This is a genomic window from Aliidongia dinghuensis, assembly GCF_014643535.1.
Classification (GTDB): Bacteria; Pseudomonadota; Alphaproteobacteria; order ATCC43930; family CGMCC-115725; genus Aliidongia; species Aliidongia dinghuensis.
The window spans coordinates 52,223-68,589 of the sequence record NZ_BMJQ01000023.1 but is presented as its reverse complement, the minus strand read 5'-3'; the positions used below and the strand labels follow the sequence as shown (position 1 = coordinate 68,589).

The 16,367-nt window shown below is 68.2% G+C and carries 14 protein-coding genes; 7 read left to right on the top strand and 7 right to left on the bottom strand.

Annotation, left to right across the window (positions count from 1 at the left end; all coding sequences use genetic code 11):
* Window positions 1-78: 78 nt before the first annotated feature.
* A complete protein-coding gene (locus tag IEY58_RS30550; RefSeq protein WP_189051965.1) occupies window positions 79-1,044 on the bottom strand; it encodes an isoaspartyl peptidase/L-asparaginase family protein in 966 nt (321 codons plus the stop codon).
* A gap of 12 nt (window positions 1,045-1,056) precedes the next feature.
* Window positions 1,057-1,980, bottom strand: coding sequence for a MurR/RpiR family transcriptional regulator (locus IEY58_RS30545; RefSeq protein WP_189051964.1), 924 nt, complete (start codon window positions 1,978-1,980; stop codon window positions 1,057-1,059).
* A gap of 218 nt (window positions 1,981-2,198) precedes the next feature.
* On the opposite strand from IEY58_RS30545, the gene IEY58_RS30540 reads away from it, so the two are divergent.
* Window positions 2,199-3,215 carry an amino acid ABC transporter substrate-binding protein gene (locus IEY58_RS30540; protein ID WP_189051963.1) on the top strand — a complete coding sequence of 339 codons (1,017 nt, stop codon included), beginning with the start codon at window positions 2,199-2,201 and terminating at the stop codon, window positions 3,213-3,215.
* 201 nt (window positions 3,216-3,416) lie between these two features.
* A complete protein-coding gene (locus IEY58_RS30535) occupies window positions 3,417-5,915 on the top strand; it encodes a PA14 domain-containing protein (protein WP_189051962.1) in 2,499 nt (832 codons plus the stop codon).
* Window positions 5,916-5,930: 15 nt separating this feature from the next.
* On the opposite strand, the gene IEY58_RS30530 is transcribed toward IEY58_RS30535, so the two are convergent.
* Window positions 5,931-6,263, bottom strand: coding sequence for a hypothetical protein (locus IEY58_RS30530; protein WP_189051961.1), 333 nt, complete (start codon window positions 6,261-6,263; stop codon window positions 5,931-5,933).
* Window positions 6,264-6,508: 245 nt separating this feature from the next.
* On the opposite strand from IEY58_RS30530, the gene IEY58_RS30525 reads away from it, so the two are divergent.
* From IEY58_RS30525 to IEY58_RS30515, 3 genes are all read left to right on the top strand, one after another.
* Window positions 6,509-7,144, top strand: coding sequence for a ribonuclease HII (locus tag IEY58_RS30525; RefSeq protein ID WP_189051960.1), 636 nt, complete (start codon window positions 6,509-6,511; stop codon window positions 7,142-7,144).
* 7 nt (window positions 7,145-7,151) lie between these two features.
* Window positions 7,152-8,081, top strand: coding sequence for an AEC family transporter (locus IEY58_RS30520; RefSeq protein WP_189051959.1), 930 nt, complete (start codon window positions 7,152-7,154; stop codon window positions 8,079-8,081).
* 90 nt (window positions 8,082-8,171) lie between these two features.
* Window positions 8,172-8,822, top strand: coding sequence for a DUF4019 domain-containing protein (locus IEY58_RS30515; protein ID WP_189051958.1), 651 nt, complete (start codon window positions 8,172-8,174; stop codon window positions 8,820-8,822).
* Window positions 8,823-8,869: 47 nt separating this feature from the next.
* Here the strand turns inward: IEY58_RS30515 and IEY58_RS30510 are convergent, their stop codons facing one another.
* The gene (locus IEY58_RS30510) at window positions 8,870-9,313 is read right to left on the bottom strand and encodes a MarR family winged helix-turn-helix transcriptional regulator (RefSeq protein WP_189051957.1); all 444 of its coding nucleotides are present in this window, start codon (window positions 9,311-9,313) and stop codon (window positions 8,870-8,872) included.
* A gap of 112 nt (window positions 9,314-9,425) precedes the next feature.
* On the opposite strand from IEY58_RS30510, the gene IEY58_RS30505 reads away from it, so the two are divergent.
* Window positions 9,426-10,958, top strand: coding sequence for a glycosyltransferase family 39 protein (locus IEY58_RS30505; protein WP_189051956.1), 1,533 nt, complete (start codon window positions 9,426-9,428; stop codon window positions 10,956-10,958).
* 33 nt (window positions 10,959-10,991) lie between these two features.
* Here IEY58_RS30505 and IEY58_RS30500 read toward each other — a convergent pair whose 3' ends face one another.
* Window positions 10,992-12,575: an acyl-CoA synthetase gene (locus IEY58_RS30500; protein WP_189051955.1), complete on the bottom strand. Its 1,584-nt coding sequence runs from the start codon at window positions 12,573-12,575 to the stop codon at window positions 10,992-10,994.
* Window positions 12,576-12,772: 197 nt separating this feature from the next.
* Here IEY58_RS30500 and IEY58_RS30495 point away from each other — a divergent pair, with 197 nt between their 5' ends.
* Window positions 12,773-13,855: a site-specific DNA-methyltransferase gene (locus IEY58_RS30495; RefSeq protein ID WP_229744076.1), complete on the top strand. Its 1,083-nt coding sequence runs from the start codon at window positions 12,773-12,775 to the stop codon at window positions 13,853-13,855.
* A 13-nt stretch (window positions 13,856-13,868) separates the two neighbouring features.
* Here IEY58_RS30495 and IEY58_RS30490 read toward each other — a convergent pair whose 3' ends face one another.
* Both IEY58_RS30490 and IEY58_RS30485 read right to left on the bottom strand, forming a co-directional pair.
* Complete coding sequence (locus IEY58_RS30490; RefSeq protein WP_189051954.1) at window positions 13,869-14,408, bottom strand: GNAT family N-acetyltransferase; 540 nt, start codon at window positions 14,406-14,408, stop codon at window positions 13,869-13,871.
* A gap of 137 nt (window positions 14,409-14,545) precedes the next feature.
* Window positions 14,546-16,357 carry an ABC transporter transmembrane domain-containing protein gene (locus IEY58_RS30485; RefSeq protein ID WP_189051953.1) on the bottom strand — a complete coding sequence of 604 codons (1,812 nt, stop codon included), beginning with the start codon at window positions 16,355-16,357 and terminating at the stop codon, window positions 14,546-14,548.
* Between the last annotated feature and the right edge of the window lie 10 nt (window positions 16,358-16,367).

Here is a 16,367-nt window from a genome sequence, read left to right as displayed (position 1 = left end):
TCAGAGTGTCATGGCCGGGAGAGGGCGGGGTCAAGCCCGTCGCGTGGCCGAACGCCGGGCTCAGCCCTGGATGCGGCTTTAGCGGTGGATCGCGGTCACGATCTCGCCGCCCGCGCGGAGATATCCCCGATACATGCCGCCGGTGTTGAACGGCATGACGATGGCGCCGGTCCGGTCGATGGCGATGAGCCCGCCCTGGCCGCCGACGCGCGGCAGGCGCGTCATGACGACCTCCTCGGCCGCCGCGGCGAGCGAGCGGCCGGCATAGGCCATTTGCGCCGCGACATCATAGGCCGCGACGGCGCGGATGAAGGCCTCGCCGGTGCCGGTCGAGGAGACCGCGGCGGTCGCGTCGTCGGCATAGCAGCCGGCGCCGATCACCGGCGTGTCGCCGACCCGGCCCGGGCGCTTGTTCGTCATGCCGCCGGTCGAGGTCGCGGCGGCAAGCCGGCCCTGGCTGTCGAGCGCCACGGCGCCGACCGTGCCCGTCTTGTCGGCGACGGCCCGGTCGGTAACGGATGGGTTCGTGACCGATTGCGCGTCGTGGTCCAGCAACATGCCGCGCCCTTCGGCCTGGACCCGGCGCAGCTGCTCGAGCCGTTCGGGCGTCGTGAAATAGTCGGGTGCGACCAGCTCCATGCCTTCTGCGGTCAGGAACCGTTCGGCCGCCGCCCCCGCCATCAGCACATGGCCTGACCGTTCCATGACGAGGCGCGCGCCCAGGATCGGGTTGCGGACGCGGGTGACGGCGGCGATGGCGCCGGCGCCAAGGCTCGTCCCCTCCATGATCGCGGCGTCGAGCTCGTGGCCCGCATCGGCATTGAGCACGGCGCCCTTGCCGGCGTTGAACAGCGGGCAATCCTCGAGTGCTACGACCGCGGCCGTGACGGCGTCGAGCGCGCTGCCGCCGTCGGCGAGCACGGCCGCACCGCGCGCAATCGCTTCGGCCAGGCCGGCGTGATAGGCGGCGGCGAGCTCCGGGGTGAGCAGGCTCTGATCGATCGTGCCGGCGCCGCCATGGATGGCGATGGCATAGTTCGTCATCGTGATCTTCTCTTACTCTTGCCTTGGGGTCCGTTCTTTCGAAGCGGGGCGGGGTTCGGGCGGGGTCAGGTAGGGGCTCACATGCTCGGTCAGGCGGGCATAGTCGGCGAGTGCCGGCTCCCGGCGCTGGGCCGCCGCCGCCGCCAGCGCATCGACGAGCGCGATCGCGGCGCTGTGCGAGGTGACGAGCACCCGCCGCGTCGCAGCCGCGATCAGGCATAGCGTCGAGACCGGGACGAGCGGCGAGGAGGGCGCGTCGGTGATGCTCAGCACCGCGGCACCGCGCTCGCGCCCGACGAGCGCCAGCTCGACCGCGTCGCGCGAATAGCGCGGAAATGAGAAGACCAGGATCAGGTCGCCGGCGCCGGCGCGGAACAGCCGACGCGCGGCCTCCTCGGTCCCGCCTTCGCCGCTCACCCCATGCACGTCCTCGCAGAACGGCTGCAGGCGATGCGCGGCGAAGCCCGCCAGATAGGCGCTGCTGCCGAAGCCCAGCGTGTAGATGCGCCCGGCACGGCAGATGAGGTCGACGGCGCGCTCGCTCGCCGCGTCTGTCAGGCCGCCCAGCGTCGCTTCCAGGTTGGCCATATCCTCCTCGAGCGTGCGGCGCACGATGGTCGGAGTGCCGAGCCCCTCGGCCTTGGCGCTGCGCAGGCGCTCGACCGGGGCCGCAGCCGAGGTGAGGGCGGCTACGAGCGCCGCGCGGAACTCGGCATAGCCGGCGAAGCCCAGGGCCTTCACGAACCGGTTGGCCGTCGCGGTCGAAATCTGGGCGGCCTCGGCCAGCTGCACGATCGACATGGTCGCGGCCTCGAGCGGCTGGCGCAGCACGAGGGCGGCTGCCCGCCGATAGGTCTCGGACAGTTCGGGATATATCTCGGCGATCCGCCGCAAGGCGGGCGAGTCCGACGGCAGGGGCGGAACGGCGGCGGACATCGGCGGGTCGAGGCTCCTCCTATCGATTGGCCGGCACCCGGAACCTAGGGCGTTTTCATCGTCGTGCAAACGGCGTCGTCGTCGAGAAAGATATTTAAATTTTCATATTGATGAAAGTAAGAAAATTTATTTACATAATGGGGCGGTCGCGCTGGAGCGATCATGCCGCGTCCCCCGTGGAATCGCTCGAGGGCGCGGCTCTTCTGGAGGGTCGGAAGATGAAGGGCATTCTGGCGTTGGCGATGGTTGCGGCGGTCGCCTCCGGCACGTCGGCCAAGGCGGGTACCACGCTCGACGCGGTGAAGCAGCGCGGCGAACTGATCTGCGGCGTGTCGACCGGCAGCGCCGGCTTCGCGGTGGCGGACAAGACCGGCGCCTACAAGGGGCTCGACGTCGACCTGTGCCATGCCATCGCGGCCGCCGTCTTGAATGCGCCGGACAAGGTCAAGTATGTGCCGCTGACCGGCCAGCAGCGACTGACCGCGCTTCAGTCGGGCGAGATCGACATCCTGTCGCGCAACACGACCTGGACGCTGACGCGCGAGGCGCTGAGCGGGCTCCTGTTCGGCCCGACGATCTTCTATGACGGCCAGGGCTTCATCGTGCCGAAGAAGCTCGGCGTCAAAAGCGCCAAGGAGCTCAACGGCGCCACCGTCTGCGTCTCGCCCGGCACCACGACCGAGCTCAATCTCGCCGACTATGCCCGGCTCAATCACATCACGTTCAAGCCGGTCTCGATCGAGAGCCTGGATGAGGTTGAGAGCACGTTCATCGCTGGCCGTTGCGACGTCTATACCAATGACGCCACCAGCCTCGCCGGCATGCGGCTGACCAAAGCGCCGAACCCGGACGATTACGTGATCCTGCCCGAGCGGATCTCCAAGGAGCCGCTGTCGCCGGCCGTGCGCCAGGGCGACGACCAATGGTTCGACATTCTGCGCTGGACCGTGTTCGCGCTCGTCGAGGCCGAGGAAAAGGGCATCACCGCCGCCAATGTCGACCAGATGCAAAAGAGCGACGATCCGGAGGTGAAGCGGCTCCTGGGTGTGACGCCGGGCAACGGCAAGGCGCTCGGGCTCGACGAGGCCTGGGCGGCGCGCGCCATCCGCGCCGCCGGCAATTACGGCGAGATGTTCGACCGCAACCTCGGCAAGGGCAGCCCCTTGAAGCTCGAGCGCGGGCTCAACGACCTCTGGTCCAAGGGCGGGCTCATCTACGCGCCGCCTCTTCGCTGAGACCCGCCGCGCTGACACGCCACGGCCGGTTTTTTTCGTGCGTCGGAAGAACCGGCCGTCTATAACCCGGGAGGATACACGGATCGCGAGAAATAGATAAAGTTTTACGTGTTTCCGGGGATTTGGCGACGGTCGTTCGTCCCATCCTCCGAACCTTCGCTTAAGCAGGCGCCGCCCGGGCGCCCGTTGGGAGTAGGACGGATGGTGCGGCGACTGGCTTTACGGACCTTGGCAGCGTGTCTTCTGCCGGCATGCGCTCTGTCGGCATTTCCGCCTGGGCGCGCTTCAGCCCAGGGGGTCGTCGACGGCGGCTTCGTCGGCTCCTACTACGCGAACCCCAGCTTCTCCACGACGCCGGCGTTTCAGCGCCGGGACAACCGGATCGATTTCACCTGGACCGGCAGCGGCGTCGGCGGCTCGAGCTCGCCGGAATTCGCCGGCGTCGGGCGCCAGGCCTTCTCCGCCGGCTGGACCGGCCGGATCCTGCCGGCGACGAGCGAGACCTACAGTTTCGCGCTGACGACGGCGGGCGCCGTCGCGCTCTATATCCGGCCGGCCGGCAATCATCCCTGGACGACGCTGATCGCGGATTTCGGCAGCAGCCCTCGGGCGCGCCAGGGCACCGTCGCGCTCGAGGCCGGCCGCTCCTACGAGCTGCTGCTCTATTACTGGCAATATGGCCCGCAGGGGCAATTGAGCCTCGACTGGGGCAGCCCGACCATCCCGATGGCGACGCTCGACGCGGCAACGCCGCTTGGCGTCAATATCGCCTATACCAGCCCGAACGACCCGAGCCTGATCTTCGCCGATGCGGTGATGCAGGCGGCGGCGTTCCAGGTGAATTCGAACTACGCGAGCTTCAACGCGCCGGCGCCCGTCGATGCCCAGGGCTGGCCCACGACCGATGCGACCCTGCCGCTCTGGAGCGTGCCGCGCGAGCCCGAGGGGACCTATCTCCTGTCGTTCACCGGCCAGGCCCAGGTGGTCGACTGGCTCGGCATCGGCAGCTTCTCCGTCGGCGGCGTCGCCTATGGCGCGACCCTGCCGGCGGGGGCCGGCTATGATCCTGCGAGCAACACGACGACGGCTGAGTGGGTGGTGCCGGCGACGGCCAGTCCGACGAGCGGCGCCTTCCTGGGCTTCGTCGCAAGCCAGCGGACGCCGGATGCGGCGGTCGGGTCAGGCGTCACCAACGTCCATCTGATGCGGCCGCTCGCCCGCGGCTCCGCATCGAGCCACCCGCTGGGTGAGCTGTTTACGGCCGACTTCAAGAAGCTGGTCTCGAACTTCACCGTGATCCGCTACATGGACTATCTCGCGACCTATGCCAACAACCAACGGCATTGGTCGGACCGGGTGAAGCCGACCGACCGGACGCAGTACCAGGCCCAGGCGGGCTACGGCTGGCAGGGCAAGGGCGCGGCCTGGGAATATGCGGTCGAGCTCGCGAACGAGACCGGCAAGGACATGTGGATCAACCTGCCGCTTCAGGTCGACGACGATTATGTGACCAAGGTGGCTGAGCTCCTGGCCTTCGGCAGCGACGGCACCAACCCCTATACGGCGCCCCAGGCCAACCCGGTCTATCCGCCGCTCGATCCCAATCTCAAGGTCTACGTCGAATATTCGAACGAGCTCTGGAACACGGCTTTCCCGATGTACCACCAGAACTGCGTGCTGGCGCAGCAGGAGGTGGCCGCCGGCGGCTCACCGCTCAATTTCGACGGCTCGACCAGCACCGCAGTCTGGGCCCATCGCCGGGTGGCGGAGCGGACGCGCGAGATCAGCGATCTGTTCCGGGCGGTCTGGGGCGATGCCGGCATGATGAGCCGGGTCCGGCCGGTGCTCGAATGGCAATATGGCGACGCGCACGGTACCGGCAGCGACGGGCTCAAGTTCCTCGAAACCTATTACGGCAACGCCGACGGCCAGGCCCATGTGGCGAACCCGCAGCCAGTCTCGCATTACCTCTGGGGCGGCGGCGGCGCCTGGTACGCCTTGCCGGTCAATCCCGAGGCGTCGACCATCGCCGCCATCTACGCTTCCGGCCTGGATCCGAGCCTGCCCGGCACCACCGCGGCCGACGCTGCCTGGACGCTCGCCTACGGGCTGCAGGAACTGGGATACGAGGGCGGCTTCTATGTCGGTGCCAACAATGTTTCGGTGACGAACAGCGCGGCCCAGACCGATCTGCAGAACGCCGCCAACCTCGACCCGGCGGCGAGCGCGTTCGAGGCGGAGACGATCGATCTGTTCTTCGAGAAGGGCGGCAACCTGCCGCTCGTCTTCACGACCAGCGGGGAGCAATACGGCATCGTCTATCCGACGATTCACGACCAGGACACGCCGAAGATGCGCGCGATCCTGGCCGCGATCGATGGCGGACGGCCGGCGGCCACCATCGGCACGCCGGCGCCCGGCACCCTGCCGGTCTCGTCGGCCGCCGTTGCGACCGGCGCCACCCAGATGCAGGGCGCACTGACGAAGCCCGGCGATTTCGTCGGCTGGTCGGTCAATCTGCCGTCGGCGGGTACCTATAGCGTCACGACCGATGCCGGCACGGCGACGCCGCAGATCCTGATCGACGGCGTGCCCGTCGGCACGGGCAGCTGGACCGGGCCGCTCGGCCAGGGCCTGCACGGCATCCGCATCCGGGCGACCGGGCCGGTCGCCATCAACAACCTGATCGTGACGCAGTAGGGCGTGGTGGGGCGCTTAGCCGAGCGTGCGGCCGCCGCGGTTGCGCCGGACCGGCGTCGGCGCGAAGCCGCGGAACAGGCCGGCGGCGGGCGTGATCTCGTCGAGATAACGGCGGCTGCGCTCACTCGCGGTCATCATCGTCCCGCCCAGGCGCTCGGCCAAGTACGAGCCGATCCACGAGACGATCACGAAGCCGGCGATTAATGACAAAATAATGACGGGCGCGACCGAGAAGTCCGGCAATACCGCATGCGACAAGGCGGCGGAGCCGATGGTGATGAGCAGAACGGTGAAAATCTCGGCGAGGCGCTGGAGCGGCGTCTTGTAGACGGCTATTCGATCCGACATGCGGCTCTTGCCCCCTCCTTCAGGGGCGGATCATCCGGAAAAGCTCCGGATCACCGAAGAAAGTAGCGAATTACTGGCCTCTCCGCAACCCGCGGGCACGCAGGGCTGCCGTCCGGGCCAATGCAGCCGGTGGATTGCCTTGGCAAAATCCGAGTTCTCCCGCCACATCTAGCGGCTGGTCCTTGCAACGGCCGCCATATCTCGGCCAATCTTGTCCGATCGAAAGGCGGGGCAGTCGGGGGCGCATGCCGGATCTCAGTTGGGAAATGCGCCTGGGCGGCATCGTTGCCGGCGTCGACGAGGTCGGGCGTGGCCCGCTGGCCGGGCCGGTCGTGGCGGCGGCGGTGATCCTCGACCCGGCCAACCTGCCGCCCGAGCTCGACGGGCTCGATGATTCCAAGGCCCTCTCGGCTGACGCGCGGGCGCGCTATCTGGCCGTGCTGCGCCGGATCGCCGTGATCGGCGTGGGGGCGGCCAGCGTTGCCGAAATCGACCGGATCAACATCCTGCAGGCCTCGATGCTGGCGATGACGCGCGCGGTCGCCCACCTTGGGCGCCGGCCCGACGTGGCGCTCATCGACGGCAACCGGGCGCCGAAGCTCGCCTGCCGCGCGGTGACACTCGTCAAGGGCGACGCGATCTCGCTGTCGATCGCGGCCGCGTCCGTCGTCGCCAAGGAGACGCGAGACCGCGCTATGGCGCTGCTCGATTGCCGCTATCCCGGCTATGGCTGGGCGCAGAACGCCGGCTATCCGACCGCGGCCCATCGCCGGGCGTTGGGCGCGATCGGTCTCACCCGGCATCACCGCCGCAGCTTCGGGCCGGTGCGCGCGCTGCTAGGGCCATCCCCGGATATTGCCGCCCGCGACGCGGCCGAGTAGGAGCGCCATGCAGGCGGTTCTGGGCGCTGCGTTCCCGGTCTTCGCGCTCATCCTGGCCGGCACGATCGCCGGGCGGTTCGGCGTGCTCGACGCCGCGGTCACGGGCGCGCTCAATCGCTTCGTCGTGAGCCTGGCGCTGCCGGCGCTCTTGTTCGACGTCACGGCCCATGCGCCCTTGGCCCAGGTGCTCGACTGGGGCTTCGTTGCGGCCTTCGGCGGCGGCATCCTCGGCACGCTCCTCATCATGGCGCCGCTGTTCCGCCGGCAAGGTCTGACGGTCGCCGCGCTCAGGGGCTTGAACGCGACCTATGCCAACGTCGGCTTCATGGGCATTCCGCTCTGCGCCATGGCGTTCGGTCCGGAGAGCCTCGGCGCGGTCGTCATCGCCGTCGTCATCACGGCTTCGATGCAGTTCGCCGGTGTGATCGCGCTCATCGAGATCGACCGGCATGACAGCACCGGCCGTGGCAGCGTCGCCCGCCTGGTCGGCGGCCGCCTCGTGCGCAACCCGCTGCTGGTGGCGCCGATCCTGGGCCTGGTGATCGATGCGCTGGGATTGCCGGTCTGGAGCCCGGTCGGCGCCTTCATCAAGCTCCTGGGCCAGGCGGCCAGCCCCTGCGCGCTGGTCGCGACCGGCCTGTTCATCGCGGCCCATCGCAGCGACTTCCGCCTGGGCTCGGTCGCGGCACTTGTCACGCTGAAGCTTGCTGTGCAGCCGGCGTTCGCCTGGCTCGTCGCCGGCCCGCTGCTGCATTTGGCACCGCTGCCAGCGGCGATCGCCATCCTGCTGAGCGCGCTGCCGACCGGTACCGGCCCGTTCATCCTGGCCGAGGCCTACGACACCGACCGTGGCCCGGCCGCCGCGACCATCCTGCTCACGACCGTGCTCTCGGTGCTGACCGTGCCGGTGCTGCTGGCGGTTCTGGGGCCAGGGTAGGAAGAAAAGCCGATTGGGGGAGGGTGGTTCGCGAGCGGTTGCGGGCGTCGTCTCTACATGAGAAAGTCGCATAGGTAACGGGAGCTCGCAATGAAGTTGTGGGTAATTTTCGCGGCTTTGATTGCGGCTGAAGCTTCCGCCATCTTTTCGCCGGTAACGGCTCTGAGCTCACCGGTAGGGGAGCAGTCGGCTCCGTCGGATACTCTCGGAGCAATAAATGTTACGAGCGATTCGGCGCCGGGTTGGCTGCCTTCTGCTAGTCAAAGGCAGGAGGTTCTCGAGGTAACATCCGAGTACTTTTCTGCGCTCGATGGCGGGCAGTATCAGCGCGCTTACGCAATGATGACAGATGGTCAGAGGAGCTTGCTTTCGCTTGTGCAATTTTCTCAAAACAATCGCGAATACAATGAGCGATTTGGCGCATTGAAACGGCGACTTATATTGAAAGTTACATGGACCAAAGATCCCGCTTCAGCCCCATACCCAGGTGTGTATGCTGCTATAGACATCGCCGCCTATTTCACGAATGTAGACCGACATTGCGGCTATGTGGTCCTGTATCAGAGGCCGTCCGGCGGTCGTTTCGAGATTATGCGCCAGGAAAGTAATTTCATCGACAATACGACTGCGCAAAATATCGAACGGCAACAATCACGCGCGGCACTTGATAGGTTGTGGTCGTCTCTATCTGCCAACTGCCCCAATTATGCGTTGGCACGATCTTCTGCATCGAGTCCTTGATTGACTGCTTGTCACCCAGCGCGGGCATAGCTGGCTAAGTTCTCAACTTAGCCCTCGGGATCGGCGAGGCGGTCCATCAACTGCACGACCAGCAGCATCAGTTCCCGCTCGACCGGCGAGAGGCGCCGGCGCATGGCGTCGGCGAGCCAGGTCTCCTGGCGGGCGACCGCCGTGCGCAACCGCTCAATGCCGGCGGGCGTGATCTCAAGGCGCACGCGCCGCCGGTCGTCCTCGTCGGGTCGGCGGCTGATCAGATGCTGCTCCTCGAGCGCCGCCAGCACGCGGGTCAGCGATTGCGGCTGCAACCGCTCCTCCGCCGCCAGCTCGACGGCACTCATCGGCCCGTTGCGATAGAGGCAGGCGAGCGCGCTGTAGCGCGACGGCCCGAGCCCGATCTCGCCGCGCTCCGCGCGAAGCCGCCGCTGCAGCCGCGCCAGGCTCGCACGCAGGCGCCGGGCATCTGTTGCGTCGCTGTTCCGATCATCCGTCATATTAATACGCTATGCGTAACGATATCAGTTGTGAATCGAAAAACTTAATTTGACTCTACGAGAGAATCGCTTCCAATTTGATACGCATAGCTTCATAAATTGGATGACGGGCATGGCGGAGCGCTTCGTGGAGATCTGCCGCGCGTCGTGGCGGCGCGAGCCAGCGGTGTGGCTGATCACGGCGCTGGTGGCACTGGTCCATTTCGCGCTGGCCGGGCGCTACGACATCTTCCGCAACGAGCTCTATTTCATCGTCTGCGGCCGGCGGCCGGACTGGGGCTACGTCGATCAGCCACCGCTCATCCCGCTCCTCGCGGCGGCGACGCAACTGTTCGGCACGAATGTCTGGTTGTTGCGTGTGCCGGCGGCGCTCTCGGCGGTCCTGCTCGTGCCGCTGACCGCGGCGATTACGCGCGCGCTCGGCGGCAGCACGACCGGGGCCTGGGTCGCGGGCCTCGCCGCCAGCCTCTCGCCCATGCTGGTGGCCCTCAGCACGGTGCTGACGACCGAGACCCTGGAGCCGCTCTGCTGGACCGGCCTCACATATCTGGTGCTGCGCGCGGTGCGGAGCGGCGAGGGACGCTACCTTTACGCCGCCGCGATCGTGGCCGGGCTCGGCATGCAGGCGAAATACGGCATGGCGATCTGGCTTCTGGCGCTGGCTGCGGGCTTGCTCGCGACTCCGGCGCGGGCGCTGTACCGCCATCGCGATTGCTGGCGCGCGGCGCTCTTGGCCCTGGTGATCGGCGCGCCCAGCCTCGTCTGGCAGCAGCTCCACGGTTGGCCGTTCTTCGAGGTCATCCGGCCGGCCGTTGGCGGCACCAACTTCACCGGCACGCCGATCCGCTTCCTCATCCGCCAGGCGTTCGAGCAGAACATCGTGTTGGCGCCGCTCTGGATCGCCGGCCTCGTGGCGCCCTTCCGGGGGCCGCGTCTCAAGCATGCACGGTTCATCGCGATGGCCTATGCCGTCGCCGCCGCGATCGTCATCGGCGCCCATGGCAAGAACTACTATCTTGCTGCGGCCTATCCGAGCCTGTTTGCGGTCGGTGCCGTGGGACTGCAGTCGCTCGGCCGCGGGCTGCGCACGGCTTGGCTGGCGCTTGCCGGCCTCGCGGCGGCCGTGGCGGCGCCGGTCGTGCTACCGATCCTCGATCCGCCGGTGCTGGCGCGCTATCTCGCCGCCACCCATCTGGCGCCGCCGCCCGAGGAGGCGGCCGCGATCGGTGCGCCGCTCACCCAGCTGTTCTCCGACCAGCTCGGCTGGCGCACGCTTGAGGCCCAGGTGGCGGCGGTCTATCGAGCGCTGCCGGATGACGAGCGCGCCCACACGGCGCTCGTGGCCGTCGATTACGGCGAGGCGGCGGCGCTCGACGTCTATGGCGCCGCCGACGGGCTGCCGCCGGCCCTGAGCGGCCAGAACCAGTATTTTCTCTGGGGCGTGCGCGGCTTCGACGGCGACGCGATGATCCTGGTCAACGGCGACCCGGACCGGCTCGCCCGGCTCTGCCGCTCGACCGAGATCGCGGGGCAGATCGGTGCGCCCTACGTCATGCCCTACGAGAACGACCGGCCGATCATCCTATGCCGCGGCCTGCGCCGGCCCTTGGCCGAGGTCTGGCCGGCGTTCCGGCGCTATCGCTAGGTACGTCCCTCGCCCGCGTGAGCGGGCTAGGGTTTAATCCACCTGCTCCGCGAAGCTTTTCCGCAACTCGCGCTTCAGCAGCTTGCCGGCCGTGTTGCGCGGCAGGGCTTCCACGAAGAACACGCGCTTCGGCAGCTTGAACGGTGCCAGCGTCTGGCGGGCGTGCTCGATGAGATCCGCCTCGGTCGCCGCCTGGTCGCGGCGCAGCACGACGACGGCCGTCACCGCCTCGACCCATTTCGGGTCGGGCAATGCTATGACCGCGACCTCAGACACGGCCGGGTGGGTGAACAACGCCTCCTCGACCTCGCGCGAGGCGACCTGGATGCCGCCGGTCTTGATCACGTCCTTGATGCGGTCGACGATGGTGAGATAGCCGGCCTCGTCCATGACGCCGACATCGCCGGAATGGAACCAGCCGCCCTCGAAGACCTCCGCCGTCTCCTTGGGCTTGTCCCAGTAGCCGGTCAAAAGCTGCGGCGAGCGATGGACGATCTCGCCCTGGACGCCGGGCGGGCAGTCGTTCATCTCGGCATCGACGACGCGGGTCTCGACATTCAGCACCGGCCGGCCGGCCGAGGCCGGGCGCTCCAGATGCTCCTCGGGCCGGAGCACGGTCGCGAGGGGCGCGATCTCGCTCTGGCCATAGCAATTGTATGGGCCGGCGTTCGGTAGCCGGCGGCGTAGCTCGTCGAGCACCGGCACGGGCATGATCGAGGCGCCGTAATAGACATGGCGCAGCGTCGAGAGATCGCGCCGGTCGAAATCCTCGTGCCGGAGCAGGCTGATCCACACGGTCGGCGGCGAGAAGAACGACGTGATGCCGTGCTCCTCGATCAGGCGCAGCACGGTCGCGGGCTCGGGCGCCTGCAGCAGCACGGTCGTCGCGCCGGCCATGAGCTGGGGCATGCTGAAGCAATGCATCTGGGCCGAATGGTAGAGCGGCAATGCGGCGAGCGCCTTGTCGTTCGGGCCGAAATCGAGCTCGTGGATGCAGCTCTCGTATTCGGCCAGGATCGCGCGGTGGGTCAGCATGGCGCCCTTGGGTGCTGCCGTCGTGCCGGAGGTATAGAGGATCTGCGCCAGGTCCGTGTCGGCGATGTCCTGGTCGGCTGCGCGGCGTGCCGTCTCGTCGAGCGCCGTTGCCAGCACGTCCAGGCCCAGCCTGTCCTCGAAATGGCCGTCCTCGAAATGGCCGTCCTCGAAATGGCCGAACATCAGGTCGCCCGCCGCCTGGAGCTCGGCCAGGTTGGCGTCAAGTGCGGCGTCGCTGATCACGGCCTTGGCGCCGGACTGGCGCACGATATAGCCGAGCTCCGATGGGGTTAGCGCATAGTTGACCGGCACATGGACGAGGCCGGCGCGCACTGTGCCAAGCCAGAGCAAGAGATAGGCGTCGGAATTGCGCCCGTATGCCGCGACCCGGTCGCCCTTGGCGAGCCCCTTGTGGAGCAAGGCGTGCGCGACCCGGTCGGCCGCCTCATCGAGCGCCCGGAAGCTCCAGGCCCGCTCGCCGTAGCGGAGCGCCGCGCGCTCGCGATAGCGCGAGGCGGCACGGCGCAGCCCGTCGCCGATCGTGTTGCGGCGGGCGCGGGCGCCTGGCGTCTCGTCCAGCATGGTGTCCTCCCCTCGGCAATCCGGGCCGCTCTTCGCCGGGCCGCGCTTCGAAGGACGGCCTCTGGCGGTTTTCGGACCACTATGCCGAAGCGGGTGGGTGCTGACTATGGCCGCGCGGACTCACCCGCAGAAATTTCGAATCGTCGGGGAATCACAGCCCATTGACGCGCGACTCGGCGGGATTCATGGTGCAGCGCATGTCCAGGATTCACACGCTCGAAGTCGATTCGGTGCTGGTCGGCGACTCGACCGCGCTGATGCGCGCCATGCCGGCGAATTCGGTCGACCTCGTGTTCGCCGACCCGCCCTACAACCTGCAGCTCAACAACGATCTGCGGCGCCCGAACAACTCGGTCGTCGACGGCGTCGACGACGAGTGGGACAAGTTCGACGATTTCGCGACTTATGATCGCTTCACGCGCGACTGGATTGCGGCGGCGAAGCGCATCCTGAAGCCGACCGGCAGCTTCTGGGTCATCGGCTCGTACCACAATATCTATCGGGTCGGCGCGATCGTGCAGGACCTGGGCCTGTGGATCCTGAACGACATCGTGTGGCGCAAGACCAACCCGATGCCGAACTTCCGCGGCAAGCGCTTCACCAACGCGCACGAGACCATGCTGTGGTGCGCCAAGGACAAGGACGCGCGCTACACCTTCAACTACGAAACCATGAAGGGCCTGAACGAGGACCTTCAGATGCGCAGCGATTGGCTGATCCCGCTGTGCGGCGGCCCGGAGCGCTTGAAGCTCGACGGGCGCAAGGCGCATCCGACCCAGAAGCCCGAGGCGCTCCTGCATCGCGTGCTGCTGGCATCCACCAAGCCCGGCGACCTGGTCGTCGACCCGTTCTTCGGCACCGGCACGACCGGCGCTGTCGCGAAACGCCTAGGCCGCCGCTTCATCGGGCTCGAGCGGGACGAGACTTATGCGCGGCTCGCGCGCGAGCGCATCGCCGCCGTGCTGCCCGTGCCGGCCGAGGACCTGACGATCCAGTCGAAGCGCAGCGAGCCGCGCGTGCCCTTCGGCACGCTCGTCGAGCGCGGCATGATCCCGCCCGGCACCGTGCTGGTCGATCAGAGCCGGCGCTGGGCCGCACGCGTGCGCCCCGACGGCACGCTCATCTGGGCGAACGGCAAGGGTTCGATCCATCAGGTCGGCGCCGAGGTCCAGGGCGCGCCGTCCTGCAACGGCTGGACCTTCTGGTACTATGAGCAGGCCGGCCAGCTGATGCCGATCGACCTGCTGCGCCAGCAGATCCGCGCCGAATACGCGAACTGAGCGAGGTGCGCTCTCAGGCTGCCTTCGTCCAGAGCGGCGCTAGCACGCCCGCGACCGAGGCCTGCGCCTCGCCGAGCTTGTCGAGCCAGAGCCGCAAGCTTGGACGTTCCGCCGTGATGACGGCCTCGCCCTCGGCGAAATCGACCGTGCCGGCGAGGCGCCGGACGATGCGCGGGATCGAGGCGTTGGTGTGCAGGAAATGCAGCGTGCACCGGCTGGCGCCGCGCCAGCCGGCGGCGCGCACTGCGCGCTCAATCAACTCGCGGCCGACGCCGCGGCCACGCAGCACCCGGTCGACGCTGACCGCGATTTCCGCGACCTCGGGCACGAAGGGCTTGTCGTAGGCGATCTCGCCGATGCCGACCAGATGGCCGTGCTCGAAGGCGCCGATAGCCGAATGAGTGGACCACGGCAGTTGGACAACATAGCGCCGGACATGATCGTCGCCGGCGCGGCCGTGAAACCGCGAATACCGGTCGTCGGCGTTCAGCCGAAGCAGGTGACGTTCGATCTCGCCGGCGTCCGCTTGGCCCAGCGTCCGATAGTGAATCATAGCCCAATACCGTACTGTTGCGCCGCAATGCGCTTGCTGCAGTGCAATATAGTCGGAGAATTCGGCACGACAACCCGGTGGGAGGCAGCCATGTCCCTTTTGTTACAGACTGCGGCTGTCCGGCAGAATCAGGCGATCTATTGGGCGGCGGCGTGCTGGGCAGGGGTCGGTGCGCCGAACTGCAGGGCGGCCAGGCGCGCGTAGAGCCCGCGTTCGCCGACGAGGCTCGCATGCGTCCCGGTCGCTACCACCTTGCCCTCGTCGATCACGATGATGCGGTCGGCCGACAGCACGGTCGCGAGCCGGTGGGCGATCACGAGCGTGGTGCGGCCCTTGGACAGGCGGTCGAGCGCCGTCTGCACCGCGCGCTCGGACTCCGCATCGAGCGCGCTTGTCGCTTCGTCCAGCAGCAGGATCGCCGGATCGCGCAAGATCGCCCGTGCGATGGCGAGCCGCTGGCGCTGGCCGCCCGAGAGCCGGACACCCTTTTCGCCGAGGAACGTGTCGAAGCCCTCCGGCAGCTTGTCGAGGAACTCGGTCGCGAGCGCCGCGTCGGCGGCGGCGCGCACCTCGGCGTCCGACGCCTCGGGTCGGCCGTAGCGGATGTTCTCCCAGGCGTTGGCGCTGAACACGACCGGTTCCTGTGCCACGACGCCGATGCGCCTGCGCACTTCGGCCGGATCGGCTCGGCGCAGGTCGACGCCGTCGATCAGCACCGCGCCCGCGGCCGGGTCGTACGAGCGCAGCAGCAGCTGGAACAGCGTCGTCTTGCCGGCGCCCGACGGGCCGACGAGCGCCACGGTCTCCCCCGGCGCCACCTCGAAGCTCAGGCCGTCGAGCGCCGAGCGGTCGGGCCGGGCCGGATAATGGAACGTGACGTCCCGGAACGCGACCTGGCCCCGGGGCGGCGACGGCAACGGCCCGGGCACGGCGGGGGCCGCGATGTCCGGCACCTCGCGGATCAACTCCAGAAGCCGCTCGGCTGCCCCGGCGGCGCGCTGGACGTCGCCCCAGAGCTCGCTGAGGCTGGCGCCGGCGGTCGCCACCAACACGGCATAGAGGACGAAGGCGGTGAGGTCGCCTGCCGTCATGCGGCCGGCCAGCACCTCGTGCCCGCCGATCCACAGCACGGCGGTGATGGCGCTGAAGGCGAGCGCGATCACGAGCGTCAGAAGGCGCGCGCGCGTGGCGATCCGCCGCTCGGCCGAACCCAGTGCCCGGGACACATGCTCGGCGAAGCGCCGCCGGTCGACCGATTCGTGCGTGAAGGCCTGGACGGTGCGGATGGCGTTCAGCGTCTCTTCGGCATAGGCGCCGACATCGGCGATCCGGTCCTGGGCCGCGCGCGACAGGCGCTTCTCGCGCCGGCCGAACAGCACGATCGGCACGAGCACGCAGGGCACCAGTACCAGGACGACGGCCGCGAGCTTCGGGCTCGACGCGACGAGCATGGCGAGCGCGCCCACGAACATGAGCGCGTTCCGGAGCCACTGCGACATGCTGCTGCCGACCACGGTCTGGATCAGCGTCGTGTCCGAGGTGAGCCGGGTCAGGATCTCGCCGGTCCGCGTCGTCTCGAAGAAGGCGGGCGACAGGCTCAAGACCCGGTCGAACACGGCGCGCCGGATGTCGGCAGAGACCCGCTCGCCCAGCCATGACACGAGATAGAAGCGACCGGCCGTGGCGCCGGCCAGCACGGCCACGATCAGGATCATGCCGAGTGCTGCCTGATCGAGCCGGGCGCCCGAGGGATCGGCGAAACCCCAGTCGACCAGATGGCGTACGCCCTGGCCCAGCACCAGGACCGCGCCGGCAGCGGCAATGAGGCAGAGGCCAGCCAGCGCCAGGCGGCCGCGATAGGGCGCAAGGAAGCGCCAGAGCGGCGCCAGCGCCTTCAGTTGCCCCTTGGCGCGCGGTCCGGAACTGCCGCCGGTCGGATCCTTGGCCATGTCTTCAGCC

What these genes read in the sequence shown, in the direction of transcription:
- IEY58_RS30510 (WP_189051957.1), bottom strand. Translation starts at nt 9,313, where the DNA reads ATGACGGATGATCGGAACAGCGACGCAACAGATGCCCGGCGCCTGCGT.
- IEY58_RS30540 (WP_189051963.1), top strand. Translation starts at nt 2,199, where the DNA reads ATGAAGGGCATTCTGGCGTTGGCGATGGTTGCGGCGGTCGCCTCCGGC.
- IEY58_RS30535 (WP_189051962.1), top strand. Translation starts at nt 3,417, where the DNA reads ATGGTGCGGCGACTGGCTTTACGGACCTTGGCAGCGTGTCTTCTGCCG.
- IEY58_RS30505 (WP_189051956.1), top strand. Translation starts at nt 9,426, where the DNA reads ATGGCGGAGCGCTTCGTGGAGATCTGCCGCGCGTCGTGGCGGCGCGAG.
- IEY58_RS30490 (WP_189051954.1), bottom strand. Translation starts at nt 14,408, where the DNA reads ATGATTCACTATCGGACGCTGGGCCAAGCGGACGCCGGCGAGATCGAA.
- IEY58_RS30485 (WP_189051953.1), bottom strand. Translation starts at nt 16,357, where the DNA reads ATGGCCAAGGATCCGACCGGCGGCAGTTCCGGACCGCGCGCCAAGGGG.
- IEY58_RS30520 (WP_189051959.1), top strand. Translation starts at nt 7,152, where the DNA reads ATGCAGGCGGTTCTGGGCGCTGCGTTCCCGGTCTTCGCGCTCATCCTG.
- IEY58_RS30515 (WP_189051958.1), top strand. Translation starts at nt 8,172, where the DNA reads ATGAAGTTGTGGGTAATTTTCGCGGCTTTGATTGCGGCTGAAGCTTCC.
- IEY58_RS30495 (WP_229744076.1), top strand. Translation starts at nt 12,773, where the DNA reads ATGTCCAGGATTCACACGCTCGAAGTCGATTCGGTGCTGGTCGGCGAC.
- IEY58_RS30525 (WP_189051960.1), top strand. Translation starts at nt 6,509, where the DNA reads ATGCCGGATCTCAGTTGGGAAATGCGCCTGGGCGGCATCGTTGCCGGC.
- IEY58_RS30530 (WP_189051961.1), bottom strand. Translation starts at nt 6,263, where the DNA reads ATGTCGGATCGAATAGCCGTCTACAAGACGCCGCTCCAGCGCCTCGCC.
- IEY58_RS30550 (WP_189051965.1), bottom strand. Translation starts at nt 1,044, where the DNA reads ATGACGAACTATGCCATCGCCATCCATGGCGGCGCCGGCACGATCGAT.
- IEY58_RS30545 (WP_189051964.1), bottom strand. Translation starts at nt 1,980, where the DNA reads ATGTCCGCCGCCGTTCCGCCCCTGCCGTCGGACTCGCCCGCCTTGCGG.
- IEY58_RS30500 (WP_189051955.1), bottom strand. Translation starts at nt 12,575, where the DNA reads ATGCTGGACGAGACGCCAGGCGCCCGCGCCCGCCGCAACACGATCGGC.